This is a genomic window from Martinezella sp. CNPSo 3957 (assembly GCF_057784395.1).
Genome location: NZ_JBXSOU010000005.1, coordinates 54,220 through 70,196, shown reverse-complemented (window position 1 = coordinate 70,196; position 15,977 = coordinate 54,220). Strand labels below are relative to the sequence as shown.

Sequence of the window (15,977 nt, the reverse complement as noted above, 5' to 3'; positions counted from 1 at the left end):
ATGGCTGGATTAATCAGCTTGAGTTCCAAGGAGCGTCCGAAGCTTTCCGTGCAGAAGCTGCTTTTGGTTGTCGGCCTCGTCGGCCTGATCTGGGCGCCGTTCTTCATCTACCCGATCTTCGTCATGAAGGTGCTCTGCTTCGCGCTGTTTGCCTGTGCCTTCAATCTGCTGCTCGGCTATGCCGGCCTGCTCTCCTTCGGCCATGCCACCTTCTTCGGCGGTGCGGCCTATTTCACCGCTCATGCAGTGAAGGAATGGGGGCTTCCGCCCGAGCTCGGCATCCTGATCGGCGTCGCCGGCGCGTCCCTGCTTGGCTTGGTCATGGGCTTCGTCGCCATCCGTCGGCAGGGCATCTATTTCGCCATGATCACGCTGGCACTCTCCTACATGTTCTATTTCTTCTGCCTGCAGGCGGCTTTCACCCATGGCGAGGACGGCATTCAGTCGGTGCCGCGCGGCTACCTCTTCGGCGTCCTCGACCTCAGCAACTCTTTGAACATGTATTATTTCGTCCTCGCCGTGTTTCTGATCGGCGTGCTGATCATCTGGCGTTTCATCAATTCGCCCTTCGGCATGATCCTGAAGTCGATCCGCGAGAACGAACAGCGGGCGATCTCGCTCGGCTATTCCGTCGCGCATTACAAGCTCGGCGCCTTCGTCATGTCGGCGGCGCTCGCCGGGCTTGCAGGAGCGGTCAAGGCGCTGGTCTTCCAGTTCGCGACGCTCACCGATGTCGCCTGGCAGATGTCCGGCGAGGTCATCCTCATGACCCTGCTCGGAGGCATCGGCACACTGATTGGCCCGCTTTTCGGCGCGGGTTTCGTGGCGACGCTGGAAAACTATCTGGCGACTTCGGAATTCCCCGTCACCATCATCACCGGCATCGTCTTCATGGTCTGCGTCCTGCTCTTCCGCCGCGGTGTCGTCGGCGAATTCTATGCCTCGCGGCTGGGACGGAAGCTGGGGTTCGAATATCGGCGCTAGCGATTTGAGTTTCCTTCTCCCCGCATGCGGGGAGAGGGTGCCCGAAGGGCGGATGAGGGGCCTGCATTTATTCCGGCGAATACGGAATTTGCCGAGCCTTCCCGCCCCTCACCTAACCCTCTCCCCGCATGCTGGGAGAGGGGACGACAGAGTCTCTTGAATGGATCGCTTCGACTACATCATCATCGGTGCCGGCAGTGCCGGATGCGTGCTGGCCAACCGGCTTTCGGCCGACCGCAACAATAGGGTGCTGCTGCTGGAAGCCGGCGGCAACGACAATTACCATTGGATCCACATCCCGGTCGGCTATCTCTATTGCATCAACAACCCCCGCACCGATTGGTGCTTCACCACATCGCCGGAAGCGGGGCTGAATGGCCGGTCGCTCAACTATCCCCGCGGAAAAGTGCTCGGCGGCTGCTCCTCCATCAACGGCATGATCTATATGCGCGGCCAGGCCCGCGATTACGATCTCTGGCGCCAGCTCGGCTGCGCCGGTTGGGGCTGGGATGACGTGCTGCCCTATTTCGTCAAGTCCGAGGATCATTATCGCGGTAAGGACGAGATGCATGGCGCCGGCGGCGAATGGCGGGTCGAGAAGGCGCGCGTGCGCTGGGCCGTGCTCGATGCCTTCCAGGCAGCCGCCAAGGAGGCTGGCATCCCAGAAACGGCTGATTTCAATCGCGGCAACAACGAAGGTTCCGGCTATTTCGACGTCAACCAGCGCTCCGGCATTCGCTGGAACACCACGAAAGCTTTCCTGCGCCCGGCCATGAAGCGCGGCAATCTCACCGTCTATACCAAGGCGCAGGTCCGCTGGCTGATCGTCGAGGGGGATGCCGTGACCGGCGTCGAATTCCAGCACGACGGCGTGGCGAAGCGCGTCTATGCGAACAAGGAGACGGTGCTATCGGCCGGCTCCATCGGCTCGCCGCACATTCTCGAGCTTTCGGGAATCGGCCATGGCGAGGTGTTAAGTAAAGCCGGTATTGAGGTCGTGCGCGAGGTTCGGTCCGTCGGCGAAAACCTGCAGGATCATCTGCAGCTTCGCCTTGCCTACAAGGTGACCGGCGTGCCCACGTTGAACGAGAAGGCGACGAAGCTGATCGGCAAAGCGGCGATCGGCCTCGAATATCTGGTTCGCCGTTCAGGCCCTATGGCGATGGCGCCGAGCCAGCTCGGTATCTTCACACGCTCCGGGCCGGACAAGGAAACGCCGGACTTGCAATATCACGTGCAGCCTGTCTCGCTCGACAGGTTCGGTGATCCCGTTCATCCCTTTCCGGCGATCACCGCAAGTGTGTGCAATCTCCGCCCTGAAAGCCGCGGCTCGGTGCATGTGCGCAGCCCCGATTTCGCCCTCCAACCGGCCATCAGCCCCAACTATCTTTCCGCAGCTCGCGACCGGGAGATCGCCGTGCGCTCTATTCGCCTGACGCGGCGGATCGTGGCGCAGCCATCCTTCGCCCGGTTCCGCCCGGAGGAGTTCAAGCCGGGGCTGGCCTATGAGACCGATGCCGATCTGGAGCGCGCCGCTGGTGATATCGGCACGACGATTTTCCATCCGGTCGGTACGTGCCGCATGGGCGGCGACGGGCAAAGCGTCGTCGACCCCCGCTTGCGGCTCAGAGCATTGGCAAGGCTGCGTATCGCCGACGCCTCCGTCATGCCGTCGATCACATCGGGCAACACCAATTCACCAACCATCATGATCGCCGAGAAGGCAGCCGAAATGATCCTTGCCGACAACAGATGAAGCCCTATTCATGGCTGGCAGCAAGGACAGGAGATTTGCATGGATAGCACGGATGAAGTCATCATCGAGCGGCGCGGATCGGCTGGCATTATCAAGCTTAACCGCCCGAAGGCGCTGAACAGCCTGACATTGCCGATGGTGCGGGTCATTGCGCCGGCCCTGGAAGATTTCGCCGCAGATCCCGCGATCGCCAGCGTCATCGTCCTGGGTGAGGGGGAACGTGGCTTCTGCGCCGGCGGCGATATCCGCCTGCTGCATCGGAGCGGCAAGGAAAGCACCGATGAAGCGGAAATCTTCTGGCGCGAGGAATTTCTGCTCAACCATGCCATCTCGCGCTATCCCAAACCCTATGTCGTGTTGATGGACGGCATCACCATGGGCGGCGGCGTCGGTCTGTCGGCCCACGGCAGCCATCGCGTCGTCACCGAACGCACGCGCCTCGCCATGCCCGAAACCGGCATCGGCTACTTCCCTGACGTCGGCGCCACCTGGCTGCTGCCGCGCGCGCCGGGGGAGGCCGGCACCTGGATGGGCCTGACCGGGCAGACCGTCGGCGCAGCCGATGTTATCCACGCCGGTTTTGCCGATCATTGTGTGGCATCCTCCGCATTGCCAGCCCTCATTGATGCGATAGCCGTGCTGCCCGCTGCGGCCTCTGCCGCAGACGTGCACGCCCTCATCAAAACGATGGCTGTAGATGCCGGCGAAAGCCGGCTCGCGGCAAACCGAGAGGTGATCGACCGGGCGTTTTCGGCAGACACGGTGGAGGAAATTCTGAAGGCTTTGGCGGATGAACCGGGAGAATTTGCCGCAGAAGCCGCAAGCGTGATTGCCAGCCGCTCGCCGACCAGCCTGAAGCTGACCTTGCGGCTGCTCAGGGCAGGGCGAACGAGCGTCGATTTGGCCGAATGCCTCAATCGTGAACTCGGCGCCTGCAAGGGCATATTGTATAATCACGATTTCTACGAGGGCGTGCGCGCCGTCGTCATCGACAAGGACCGCAATCCGAAATGGTCTCCGGCGAGCCTTTCCGAAGTGACGGCGGATGCCATCGACCGTTTCTTCATACCGGCGCAGCCACCGCTTTTCGCAAGATAACCGATCATGGGAGGAAAACATCATGACGCGGATCGCATTCATCGGCCTCGGGAATATGGGAGGCCCGATGGCCGCCAATCTCGTCAAGGCCGGCCACGCTGTCACTGGGTTCGATCTTTCGCATGACGTGCTGAAGGCAGCCGAAGCGTCTGGCGTAAAGGCTGCCAGCGTGCTGACAGAGGCCTTGGCCGATGCCGAAGTGGTCGTGACCATGCTGCCGAAAGGCCAGCATGTCCTGACCGTCTGGGTTGACGTGCTGCGCTCCGTGCCCAAGGGAACCTTGCTGATCGACAGCTCCACCATCGATGTCGACAGTGCCCGCAAGGCTCACGCGATGGCGGCTGACGTCGGTTGTCTTTCTCTCGATGCGCCGGTGTCCGGCGGCACCGGAGGTGCCGCGGCCGGAACGTTGACCTTCATGGCTGGCGGCTCGACGGAAAGCTTTGCCGCCGCCAAACCGCTGCTTGAGGTGATGGGCAAGAAGATCGTCCATTGCGGCGATGCCGGCGCCGGCCAGGCCGCGAAGATCTGCAACAACATGATCCTCGGCATCTCCATGATCGGCGTCTGCGAGGCTTTCGTGCTCGGCGAGAAGCTTGGCCTTTCGCACCAGGCCCTCTTCGATGTCGCTTCGACCTCCTCCGGCCAATGCTGGTCGATCAATACCTACTGCCCCGTGCCCGGTCCGGTGCCGACATCGCCCGCCAACAACGACTACAAGCCCGGTTTTGCCGCCGCCTTGATGTTGAAGGATCTGCGCCTGTCACAGGAAGCGGCGCTCTCCAGCGGCGCATCGACGCCTCTGGGCGCGGAGGCGGCACAGCTTTATGCGCTCTTTGAAAAGCTCGGAAATGGCGGCCGCGATTTTTCCGCGATTATCGAGATGTTTCGCGACGCGAAGTGAGGATTGCCGGATGGTCAGGCGCGGTAGGGTGGGGGGCAGGCACGAAGGCGCGGCTTCGGCGACCATGCCTGACCTGCCGGCCTCAATTGCTGCAACTCACCGCCACATGCCCCGCATGCGCGCACCCACATCGACGCGCACCTCGCGCGCCCGAATGGCGGCAGCGCTTTCAGCCCGTGCCTGCGGCCAGCCGCAGACCTCGAAAAATTGCAGCAAGGTTGCTGGAATGAAGCGGGTGCGCGAGGCGAAGACATGCTTGTCGCCCTGCGCATGCTGGCCGTGCACGAAGAACCGCTGCGGAATGACGAGATCGAGATTGTCCTTAGCCCGCGTCATGGCGACGTAGAGCAACCGTCGTTCCTCCTCGATTTCGGCGGATGATCCGACGGCGAGGTCGGCGGGAATGCAGCCATCGACAGCGTTGAGGATGAAGACCTTCGTCCACTCCTGGCCCTTGGCGGAATGGATGGTCGAGAGGATCAGATAGTCCTCATCGAGCAGCGGCACGCCGGCCTGATCGCTGGTCGCGTCAGGCGGATCGAGCGTCAGCTCGGTGAGGAAGCGCTCACGCGAGCCGTAGCCCGCGGCAATCTGTTCGAGCTGGACGAGATCCGCCTGGCGGGTCGATGCATCCTCATGTACGCGTTCCAGATGTGGCTCGTACCATTGGCGAACGAGGCCGATTTCCGCCGGCCAGCCGGCCTTCCCGCTTTTGACCTCCCGCATCGTCTCGACAAAGGCGGTCCAATCGTCTCCCGTGCGCGGTGGCGGCGGGAGTTCGGTGAGCGCCGTGATCGGGCTTGCCTCTTCGCCGATCTGGTCGAGTACGCGCTGTGCTGTCGAAGGGCCGACGCCGGGCAGGAGCTGCATCAGGCGGAACCCCGCCACACGGTCGCGCGGGTTCTGGGCGAAACGCAGCGCCGCAAGCATGTCCTTGACATGAGCACTGTCGAGGAATTTCAATCCACCGAACTTGACGAAGGGAATGTTGCGCCGGGTGAGTTCCACTTCCAGCGGGCCGCTGTGGCTCGAGGTACGGAAGAGCACGGCCTGCTGCTTGAGCCTTGCGCCACCCTCGCGATTTTCCAGTATTTGATCGGCGATGTAGCGCGCCTGATCGGCCTCATCACGCACGGTCACCAGCCGCGGCCGCTCTACGCTTTGCCGCTCGGTGCGCAGGTTCTTGGTAAAGCGCTCGGAGGCAAGATCGATCACGGCATTGGCGGCGGCCAGGATCGGCTGTGTCGAACGGTAGTTGCGGTCGAGCGTAACAATGTCGGCAGAGGGCGTGAAGGCCTTGGGGAAATCGAGAATGTTGCGTACGGTGGCGGCGCGAAAGGAATAGATCGATTGCGCGTCGTCGCCGACGACGGTCAAACCGCGGCCATCCGGCTTCAGGGCGAGCAGGATGGAGGACTGCAGCCGGTTGGTGTCCTGATACTCATCGACGAGCACATGATCGAAACGGCTGCCGATATCCTCGGCGATCAGAGGCTCCTGCAGCATATGCGCCCAATAGAGCAGCAGGTCGTCGTAATCGAGTACGTTCTGCACCTGCTTTGCCTCGACATAACAGGCGAAAAGATCACGCAGCTGCTGCTCCCACATGGCGCACCATGGGAAGAAGTCGCGCAGCACACCGTCGAGCGGCGCTTCGGCATTGACGGAGCGCGAATAGATGGCAAGGCAGGTCGCCTTGGTCGGGAAGCGGTTCTCCGTCTTCGAAAAGCCGAGGTCGTGGCGCGCCAGATTCATGAGGTCGGCGCTGTCTTCCCGATCGTGGATCGTGAAGGCCGGGTCGATGCCGATCTGTTCTGCATAATCCCGGAGCAGGCGCGCACCGATACCATGGAACGTGCCGGTCCAGGCAAGTGCATCGGCGGTGATGCCGGAATTCGCACCCAGCACCTCGCGGCAGATGCGCTCGACACGGCGGCCCATTTCGGCTGCGGCGCGGCGCGAAAAGGTCATCAGCAGGATGCGGCGCGGGTCTGCGCCTTTAACGATCAGATGCGCGACACGATGCGCAAGCGTATTCGTCTTGCCGGAGCCGGCTCCCGCTATGACGAGCAGCGGCCCGGCAATATGGCTGTTACCCTCCGTCGTGCCATGCTCCACCGCCAGCCGTTGCTCCGGGTTTAGCTTTTCCAGATAGGCGGCGGTCATCAACTCTCCTGACTATCTCCGGCGGCCGGCACGGAGCGCGATATGCGGCGAATCGCAAACGCGAAAATATAGGAACGTTCTATGGATGTTCCGAATCGCTAAAGCCTGTCAAGATGAGCAGGGCCTGCACGCGGATGTGACCTCTGGCGCAAGAATCTTATCGGGATTTGCACTCGTTCGGCTCGAAAAGGATCTTCTTCATGCTTATGTATCATTTCGGCGCAGCATTTTGAGTTTTTGGGGCTTCGTAATGCGTAGAATGAAGGTTTCAAAACATGAACGAAACGATTGCCACCGGGCTGCGTCTGCCTAGCGGCCTCGTGGCCTTGCCGGACGGCCGCCTCGCGGTCGTAGAAATGGATGCCAGTCGCCGCTGTCTGAAACTTTTCGACGCAAGCGGCGTATCGCAGGAACTTTGCCGGGTCGGTGGCTGGCCGATGGGGATTGCGGCGGATGGTGACGGATGTTTCTGGGTCGCCAATGGCCCGGAGAATTCCCTTGTCAGATTATCGGCGCAAGGCCGCGTCCTGCAGGTCATTGAAGGCAGCGCCGATGGTCCGTTTCTCCATCCGAATGCACTCGCTTTCGGACCTGACGGCCTGCTTTACATGACTGATTCCGGCATCCCTCTTGCCAATCTTCTCGAAGGCGGCCACATCCATCCCGATTTCTTCAAGGCGGCTTATAATGGCTGTGTCTATCAGATCGATCCGGCCGAGGGCCGGGTCATCCGGGTCCTGGCAGCCGGCTTGCTCTTTGCGAGCGGCATTGCCTTCGATGCCGACGGATTGCTCTATTATAGCGAAACGCTGACCGGAAAAATCTATCGGCAGGTCGTGGGCGGCAGGCAGGAAATGTTTGTCCAGTCGATGACATCGCCTGCCGTCAATGCGCTGCGCGGACCGGCAGGCCTCGCTTTTGATCGCAATGGCATGCTGTATTGTGCCATGTACGGCCTGGGTGAAATTTCTATGGTGGACGCCGAGGGAAAAATGGCCGGCCATATCCGCACCGACGGCACAAGGCCAGCCAATATCGCCTTCACCGTGGACGGCAAGCATTTGCTCGTCAGCGAGCAGGAAAACGGTGTTGTGGAAAAGATTACGGCCCCGCGTCCGGGCTTGCCTTTGCATATGCCGCCGATTTCGTAAGCGGCTGGTGGACATGCCCGGAAGCCGGGCATGTCCTCTTTTCATGTGTTAAGCAGCAGGAATCTGCTTGTTGTCCTTACCGGACTTGCCGTCTGTCGATGCCGTGTCATTGGCGGCCGGCTTGGCATGACGGCGACGCCAGTCGCCGAGGAATAGCAGGATCGGCGCCGCGATGAAGACCGATGAGGCGCCGGCGACGAGGATGCCGAACACCATCGGGATCGCGAAGCTGGAGACGGCGCTGCCGCCCCAGATCGCCATCGGCACCAGCGCCAGGAAGGCGGTGGCGTTGGTATAAAGGCTTCGCGCCAGGGTCTCGTTGATCGACTTGTCGATGATGTCGCGCAGCGGCATCGACTTATAAAGCCGCATGTTTTCACGCATGCGGTCATAGACCACGACCTTGTCGTTCACCGAGTATCCCACAAGCGTCAGGATCGCGGCGATGGCCGTCAGGTTGAAATCGAGGCCGGTGATCGCGAAGAAGCCGATCGCCTTGGTCACATCGAGCACCAGCGTGACGATGGCGCCGACCGCGAACGGCCATTCGAACCGCACCCAGATGTAGACGAGCATCGCTAGGCTGGCGATTACGACTGACAGGATACCGGCCCAGGCAAGCTCGCCCGAGACCTTCGGGCCGATGACATCGGTGCCTTCGATGGTCGCGCCGGGGTCGATCTTGACGATTTCAGCCTTGAGCTTGGTCACTGCCGCCGTCTGCGCCTCTTCGCCGCCGTCCTGGCGCTGGGCGCGGACAAGAAGGCTATTGTTGTCGCCGAAGGACTGCAGTGCGATTTCGCCGAGGCCGAGCGTGTTCAAGCCCTCGCGGAACGTAGACAGATCGGCTGCGTCCTTGGTCTTGACCGACATCTGGATGCCGCCGCGGAAATCGACGCCGTAGTTGAGGCCCGGATGGATGAACAGAACCACCGAGGCGATCGACAGGATCGCCGAGACGGTGACGCCGAAGAAGCGGGCCTTCATGAACTGGATGTGCTTGTCATAAGGGCTGAAGGGGATCAGCGGCCTGATGTTGATCACCTTCAGCTTGCGGCGACGGGTGATGGCGATCATCACGACGCGCACGAAGGCGACGGAGGTGAACATCGAGATGATGAGGCCGAGACCCATGGTCACGGCAAAGCCGCGAACCGGGCCGGAGCCGAAGTAGAACAGGATGGCGGCGGCGATGAGCGCCGTCATGTTGCCGTCGATGATCGTCGAATAGGCCTTCTTGAAGCCGTTATCGATGGCGGCGAAGGCGCCGCGGCCCTTGCGGGTTTCTTCGCGGATGCGCTCGTTGATGAGAACGTTGGCATCAACCGCAAGGCCGATGCCAAGGACGATACCGGCGATGCCGGGCAGCGTCAGCGTGGCGCCGACAAGCGTCAGAGCCGAGAAGGTCAGGACCGTGTGGATGAGCAGCGCGACATTGGCGAGAATGCCCCAGGCGCCATAGAGCACGAAGATGAAGGCGGCAACCAAGACGAAGCCCACGAGGCCGCTATAGATGCCCTTCTGGATCGCGTCGCTACCGAGATCGGCGCCGACGGTGCGTTCTTCGATGACGGTGAGCTTGGCGGGCAGAGCGCCGGCGCGCAGCAGGGCTGCAAGCGTGGTGGCGCTGTCGGCGGTGAAATTGCCGGAGATCTGGCCCGAACCGCCGGTGATCGGCTCGCGGATATTCGGTGCGCTCAGCACCTTGTTGTCGAGAACGATTGCAAAGGGCTTGCCGACATTTTCGCGGGTGATTTCGGCAAAGCGGTTGGCGCCGGCGCTGTCGAAGCGGAAGGTGACGAGCGGCTCATGCGTGTTCGGATCGAAGCTGACGCGGGCGTCCGTCAGACGGTCGCCGGACAGTTCTATACGGTCGAGAACCGGATAGCTGTTGCCCTGCTCGTCCTTCATGATGGTGACGCCGGGGCCGGGATTGTTCGGATCGACATTGCCGGCGAGCAGGTGGAAGGACATCTTCGCGGTCGAGCCGAGAAGCTCGCGCAGATGCGACGGATCCTGTGCACCCGGAAGCTGGACGAGAACGCGGTTCGGGCCGACGCGCTGAATGGTCGGCTCGGCGACGCCCACCTGGTCGACGCGCTTGCGGATAACCTCAAGGCTCTGCTGGACGGCGGAATCGACGTTGGCGGAAATGCCGGCTTGCGAGAAGGACATCGCAATCGTCGCGCCATTCGGCGTGATGTTGAGATCGGACTGACCGGCTGAGAGGCCCGATGTGATCGTATTGGCAAGCGTGCGCAGTTGCGTCACTGCATCGCTGCTCTGCGAGGGATCAGTGAGCGTCACGACGATCTGATCGCCGTTGCGGACGATCGAGCGGGTCTGGATGTTCTTGTCGCGCAGCACGCGGCGTGCGTCCTGCTGCAGCGACTGCAGTCGGCCGTTCGTCAGGTCCTTCTCATCGACTTCGAGAACGAGATAGGAACCGCCACGAAGGTCGAGACCGAGCGAAACCTGGCTATGCGGCAGCCAGGACGGAATCTTGTTGAGAACCGACGGCGGCAGCGCGTTCGGCAGGGCGATCAGAAAGCCAATGACGATGACCACTGTATAAAGTGCCACGAGCCATGGTGAGGTACGCATGGGTATTATCCTTGAAAATAGGCCTATGCCGACGGCTTCGCCGCAGGCGGACTTGAGGTCTTGTCGGAAATGCGGCGCATACGCGCCAAACGCTTAGGCGAGCGCGGCTGGAGGTGCGCGAGCGAGATAGGCGCGAAACGCCAAGGATTCGAGCCTTGCGGCATCGTTCGGGCGGTTCACCTGCCACGAGGTTGCCGGATATCCGAGGGTAGGGAGGGAGCCAAGCGTTGCAGGCCCGATGTCGTGCCATGCGGCCTTCGGCGTCACCAGCCGGTCGGCAATGACAATCCCGCGGACCGGATCGCGCAGGGAAAGGTAGAGGGGCTGACTGTCCTTGCCCGACGAGAGGGCTTCGGCATCGGCGCGCGTGGCAAGATTGATGCCGCCGCCGAGCGCCAGTCCGATATAGGCGAAAAACGCGACGAACAGCGAGGCGATCACGCGCGCTCCGGCGCGATGCGTCCTATCGTCTCTATCTTCGCTGTCGGCGGCGCCGAATTCGAGCGGGCTCAACGGTCCAAATGCCTTCATTCCTTTGCCGGAGCGAACTCCGGCGGTTCGGTCATGATATCAGGACGCCTAGCGTCTTCCCACTGCATAATTCCTCAGATCGGGATCGATTTAAGGAATTATGCAGCAGATTAAAAGTGCTACAGCGGCCTGTCATGATGCAGTTGCACGAGCCGGTCAACAGTTCCGGCTCGATTTCTTAATTTTCCGTTTCAGCCGTCGCTGACGGTTTGGGCGCCAGGCAGGATGCCGGCACGCGATAGGCGTAGAGCGTCTTGCCCTTCATTTCGCCATAGGGCGGCGACCAGCTCTTCAGGAGCTCGGCCTGGCCTTCCGGGCACTCGATCGGATCGTTGTCGACGAACAATACCGGACCGGTCACACTGGCCGGCAGGGAAAAATCCTGCTCATAATAATTGTGGGGGAAGCCGCCGAAAGGGCGGGCATAGATGCGGAATGGCTTGCCCTTGAGCGTATAATAGAGATCGGCAAGGATATCGCGATCCTGCGCGACGATTTCGGTCATCTTCGCCTGCGTGGCGATATCGGCGATTTCTTGACTGATGACGCTGCGGCCGACATAGCGCTTCATGACGAGATTGCCGTTCGGCAGCTTGATGTCATAGGCGAAGACCGTCAGTACCGGGATCACGACGGCGACGACGGCGCCTATGATCAGCGAGGTGCTCAGCCCTTTTTTCGTCAGCCGATAGAGCAGCCAGATGGCAAGAATGGTACCGGCGGCATAGGCCGATACGGCCCAGTTGGCATAGGCCTTGGCGAGAAGGGCCTGCAGCGTGATCAGCGCCACGACAGGCACCGATAGCCAGAACAGCAGCTTTTCGCGGTCGTCGCTCTGTCCACGGATCAGGCGCCACGTTGCCCACAAGAGCGCAAAGAAGACGACCGGGCCGACCACGCCGAACTGCGCGCCGAAGAAGCTGAGCCCGTTGAGCGTGTGCTTCAGCAGAGTGTTGCCGCCGCCGCTCTTGCTCCATTGGGCGATGTTTTCGGTGTGCTTTATGGTCGCCGCATCATGCGTAAGGTTCCACCAGAGATTAGGGGAAACGACGATGGCGCCGACGATGGCGGCAATCACCATATCCCGCCAGGCGATCCGCGCCGAACGCATCGTCAGCATGGCAATGCCGACGCCCGGCAGAAGGAAGAGCACCGAATATTTCGTCAGGAAAGCGCAACCGAGGCTAGCGCCGAGGATGATGGCTTCCAGTATCGAGGAGCGCCTGGTCAGACCGATAAAGGCCCAGATGGCGATCGTCACGAACAGGATCTGGATCGTATCGGTCGACACCAGCACGGCCGAAAGCGAGGCAGCCGGTAGGGTGATGAAGATGACGCCGACCCATGGCGCAATCTCGCGTCCGGTCTCGTCGTCGATCAGCCGCCGCGTGGTGCACATCAGCATCAGGGCTGTGGCAAGATGGAAGAGCGGTGCCGATATGCGGATCCAGAAGGTCGAATCCGAGCCGGAGATCGCATTGAAGAAGCGGATGACCCAGGCAATCATCGGCGGCTTGGAATAATAACCGAAATCGAGATTCTGGCCCCAGAACCAATATTGCGCCTCATCGACGAAGAGGTCCGTCTTATTGAGGAGCAACATGAGTACACGCCAGAGCGTCACTCCAAAGATGATCGCGAGGGCGAGCCCCAGCGAAAGTTTCTGGGCGTTTGTTCGGGAATGGGTTGTGTCGAGCATTAAAAGATGGGTCTCGGTGCCTAATCGTGAGGCTTAATACGGAACTATTGAGGCCAAAGCTAGCTCCCTGCCGTCCGTAAGAACAGCAGCGCTCGTCGTCTTGGCCACGAGATGCCATATGTCCGATCTTGGATCTGAGACGTCCGTTACAGCTTTATCTAGAGAATGCGGCTAGTGGCTTTGCCGCGCGCCTCTTCGAGACGATATAGAAGCATGAAGGCCGTAAGCGTCAGGCTGGCCATCAGCGAGGCTGTCAAACCAAGAACAATCATTGCTCTCTCCGTAACGACATCGAAACTGTCTATCCCTTGGGTAGTAAGGGATGAAGCTTGCTCGTGACTTACGATCGATGTTCTTTTCCGGCAACAAAGTAGTCGCTAATTTAGTAGGGATAACTACGAGCCGCGTCTTGTCCGTCATTAACCTTCGGGCAAGGAATTAACCATAAATATTGAGCTTGAACGTCGGAATGGGAAAATTGTGACTCGTTCTCACCAGGCATGAAGCCGCCCCGTCGTACCGGGTCCGATCCGGTATCCATGTCATCAAACAGGTCCGCAACAGACTTTGATGAACGAGCGAGCTTCGGTGCCTCGATCAGTCGATCGACGGCTACGGCTGCCTTTTCTCGCCTCCTCATTGTGCCTGGCGCGGATTATCAGCGGTTTCGCCGGCGCTTCAATGCGCGGCAGTTCGGCAGGGGCGACTTTGGCGCAGGATACGCCTTCAGATCAGGCAGGCAGGGCGCAGGCTGGCAGCCTGCGCGACCGCTTGCGTTTTGCTGGTCTCGATGCCGGACAATGCGAAACGCTGCGCCGTCACCGGCCGATGCTCGAGGCGCATCTGAAAGCCGGCCTGCGCGATCTTTTCCTCCGTTTCCAGACCTATCCCGACGCTGCGCGCAATTTCGCTAGCGAAAGCCAGCTCGTACGGCTCCAGGATCTGCACTCCTCGCACTGGGATGTGCTGACGGATGCGCGCTTCGACAGCCTCTATGCCGAGCGCGTCAAGGTTCTGTCCGACAGCGAAAGCAAGATGGGGCTCGATCCGCGCTGGCATGTTGCGGGCCATGGCGTGATGCTGGAGCATCTTCTTTCCGGCCTGCTCGAAGATATGGGCGGCCGCGCCATTCTGCCGGGAGCCAAGCGACGTGCCCGCGAGCTCAGCGAACTCGTGACATCGGTCGTGCGCCTGGTGCTGGTCGATGCCGAGATTGCCGTATCGTTGCGGTTCAACGAATTGCGGGTCGGTCACCAGCGGGCGCTGGCCGAACAGCGGGCTGCCGACCGCGCCGAGGCAGCGGCCTTGATTGCCGATCTCGCCAACGGCCTTGCCGCTCGCGATCTGACGACCCGTATGCCGATGGATTGTCCTGAGGCCTATACCGAAGTGGCGGAAGCCTTGAACGCGGCGCTTACTGATATTCAGCAGCAGTTTTCGGCGCTGTCCGGTGGTGTGCAGGCGGCCGAAGCGACGAGCGACACCATTTCCCGCGCCACGAAATCCCTGGCTGAAAAATCGTCCGAGCAGTCGCGAGGACTTGCGGCCTCTGCAAAGCAGCTAGCGGAACTGGCCGAACAGGTGCGCGGCAATGCAGCCAATACCCGCTCGGCCGAGCGCGTCACCGCATCGACCCGCGTGGCGGCCGAAGACAGCGGCAAGATCGTCGGGCAGGCGATATCGGCCATGGCCGATATCGAAACGTCAGCTGAAAAGATCGGCCAGATCATCGGCGTCATCGATGAGATCGCGTTCCAGACCAACCTTCTTGCGCTGAATGCCGGCATCGAGGCCGCCCGCGCCGGTGATAGCGGTCGCGGCTTTGCCGTCGTTGCGCAGGAAGTCCGCGCGCTCGCCCAGCGTTCCGCCGATGCCGCACGCGAGATCAAGGTTCTCGTGACGGGCACCAAGGCGCAGGTGGATGCCGGCGTGCAGATGGTCGGCCGCACCCAGGAAGCGATCGGCAGCATCGTCCGCCAGGTGACGGATATCAATGAAGCCATTTCCGGAATTGTCGCGGCCAGCGACGAACAAGTCGCCGGCCTCAAGGCACTGACATCAGATATCGGCGGCCACAGCGAGCGTGCGGCCGCTGCCGGCAGCGAGGCCAGCCGCTCCGAGGAAGGTGCCGATCACCTTCATTCCGTCGTCGTCGAACTCGGCCGGACCATCCGCGAATTCCGCATCGAGCGCGAGCGGCGGCATGCGGCCCCTGCGGTCCCGGTCAGGGTCGCGCAGCAACCACAGCTCCCAGCCCGCGAGGAGTTCGGCATCACGCAGAACGAAGAGGATATGGCCGATTTCGGCTTCCCGCTTCGCAGGGCTGCAGCGGGAGGCGATCGCAATGCCTATTGATCTTTCAGTTTCATGCACATGCGGGCCGACGGGCCTGATTTCAGACAACGAGGAATAACGCGATGCCGAGCAGGAAAGGCGAAAAGACCATCAGTCTGGCCGCAGTGCTGGACCTCAACGAGGCCTCGAGCCTTCGCGGTACACTGATGGGGTTGCGCGGCAGCAATGTCGCGATCGATGCGTCCGGTGTCGAAAGGATCGGGACTTTGTGCGTGCAGGTCATCATGGCTGCCGCCAAGACCTGGGATGAGGACAAACTCTCCTTCACCTTCTCCAAGGTGTCGGATGCATTTCAAAAAACGATGCAGGTGATCGGGGTGGATATCTCCCATCTGCTTGCCAAGGAGATCCGGCAATGAAGAAAAAAGTGCTGACGGTGGATGATTCTCGAACCATCCGAAACATGCTTCTCGTGACCCTCAACAATGCAGGCTTTGAGACCATTCAGGCCGAAGACGGTGTCGAGGGCCTGGAAATTCTGGAAGAAGCCAATCCCGACGTTATCGTCACCGATATCAATATGCCGCGTCTTGACGGCTTCGGCTTTATCGAGGGCGTTCGCCGCAACGACAGATACCGCGCGGTTCCGATCCTCGTGCTGACGACGGAAAGCGACGCGGAAAAGAAGAACCGTGCCCGCCAGGCCGGTGCGACCGGCTGGATCGTCAAGCCGTTCGATCCCGCCAAGCTGATCGATGCCATCGAGCGCGTAACCGCCTAGACAGGATC

The 15,977-nt window shown here is 61.1% G+C and carries 12 protein-coding genes; 8 read left to right on the top strand and 4 right to left on the bottom strand.

Features of this window, described 5'->3' with window-relative positions; translation table 11 throughout:
• The 4 genes from AC13QE_RS14075 to mmsB all read left to right on the top strand — a co-directional run bounded on the left by AC13QE_RS14075 (position 1) and on the right by mmsB (position 4,742).
• The gene (locus tag AC13QE_RS14075) at positions 1 to 984 is read left to right on the top strand and encodes a branched-chain amino acid ABC transporter permease (protein ID WP_015338768.1); all 984 of its coding nucleotides are present in this window, start codon (positions 1 to 3) and stop codon (positions 982 to 984) included.
• 160 nt (positions 985 to 1,144) lie between these two features.
• Positions 1,145 to 2,740: a GMC family oxidoreductase gene (locus tag AC13QE_RS14070; RefSeq protein ID WP_488484141.1), complete on the top strand. Its 1,596-nt coding sequence runs from the start codon at positions 1,145 to 1,147 to the stop codon at positions 2,738 to 2,740.
• A gap of 39 nt (positions 2,741 to 2,779) precedes the next feature.
• Positions 2,780 to 3,838 carry an enoyl-CoA hydratase/isomerase family protein gene (locus tag AC13QE_RS14065; RefSeq protein ID WP_488484140.1) on the top strand — a complete coding sequence of 353 codons (1,059 nt, stop codon included), beginning with the start codon at positions 2,780 to 2,782 and terminating at the stop codon, positions 3,836 to 3,838.
• Positions 3,839 to 3,860: 22 nt separating this feature from the next.
• Entirely contained in the window at positions 3,861 to 4,742 is an 882-nt protein-coding gene (gene mmsB, locus AC13QE_RS14060; protein WP_488484139.1) for a 3-hydroxyisobutyrate dehydrogenase, read from the top strand.
• A 96-nt stretch (positions 4,743 to 4,838) separates the two neighbouring features.
• Here mmsB and AC13QE_RS14055 read toward each other — a convergent pair whose 3' ends face one another.
• Entirely contained in the window at positions 4,839 to 6,908 is a 2,070-nt protein-coding gene (locus AC13QE_RS14055; RefSeq protein ID WP_488484138.1) for an ATP-dependent helicase, read from the bottom strand.
• Between the two features lie 275 nt (positions 6,909 to 7,183).
• Between AC13QE_RS14055 and AC13QE_RS14050 the strand changes: the two genes are divergently transcribed.
• Complete coding sequence (locus tag AC13QE_RS14050) at positions 7,184 to 8,059, top strand: SMP-30/gluconolactonase/LRE family protein (protein WP_488484137.1); 876 nt, start codon at positions 7,184 to 7,186, stop codon at positions 8,057 to 8,059.
• A gap of 48 nt (positions 8,060 to 8,107) precedes the next feature.
• On the opposite strand, the gene secD is transcribed toward AC13QE_RS14050, so the two are convergent.
• The 3 genes from secD to AC13QE_RS14035 all read right to left on the bottom strand — a co-directional run bounded on the left by secD (position 8,108) and on the right by AC13QE_RS14035 (position 12,893).
• Positions 8,108 to 10,663, bottom strand: a complete 2,556-nt coding sequence (secD, locus tag AC13QE_RS14045) for a protein translocase subunit SecD (protein WP_488484136.1) — start codon at positions 10,661 to 10,663, stop codon at positions 8,108 to 8,110.
• A 93-nt stretch (positions 10,664 to 10,756) separates the two neighbouring features.
• Entirely contained in the window at positions 10,757 to 11,194 is a 438-nt protein-coding gene (locus AC13QE_RS14040) for a hypothetical protein (protein ID WP_488484135.1), read from the bottom strand.
• Positions 11,195 to 11,372: 178 nt separating this feature from the next.
• The gene (locus AC13QE_RS14035) at positions 11,373 to 12,893 is read right to left on the bottom strand and encodes an ArnT family glycosyltransferase (RefSeq protein WP_488484134.1); all 1,521 of its coding nucleotides are present in this window, start codon (positions 12,891 to 12,893) and stop codon (positions 11,373 to 11,375) included.
• A 681-nt stretch (positions 12,894 to 13,574) separates the two neighbouring features.
• Here AC13QE_RS14035 and AC13QE_RS14030 point away from each other — a divergent pair.
• The 3 genes from AC13QE_RS14030 to cheY1 all read left to right on the top strand — a co-directional run bounded on the left by AC13QE_RS14030 (position 13,575) and on the right by cheY1 (position 15,969).
• Positions 13,575 to 15,248, top strand: a complete 1,674-nt coding sequence (locus tag AC13QE_RS14030) for a globin-coupled sensor protein (RefSeq protein ID WP_488484133.1) — start codon at positions 13,575 to 13,577, stop codon at positions 15,246 to 15,248.
• A 62-nt stretch (positions 15,249 to 15,310) separates the two neighbouring features.
• Positions 15,311 to 15,607: an STAS domain-containing protein gene (locus tag AC13QE_RS14025; RefSeq protein ID WP_015338779.1), complete on the top strand. Its 297-nt coding sequence runs from the start codon at positions 15,311 to 15,313 to the stop codon at positions 15,605 to 15,607.
• A complete protein-coding gene (gene cheY1 / locus AC13QE_RS14020; protein WP_004128526.1) occupies positions 15,604 to 15,969 on the top strand; it encodes a chemotaxis response regulator CheY1 in 366 nt (121 codons plus the stop codon). Before AC13QE_RS14025 ends, cheY1 begins: the two co-directional genes overlap by 4 nt.
• The last annotated feature ends 8 nt before the right edge of the window (positions 15,970 to 15,977 follow it).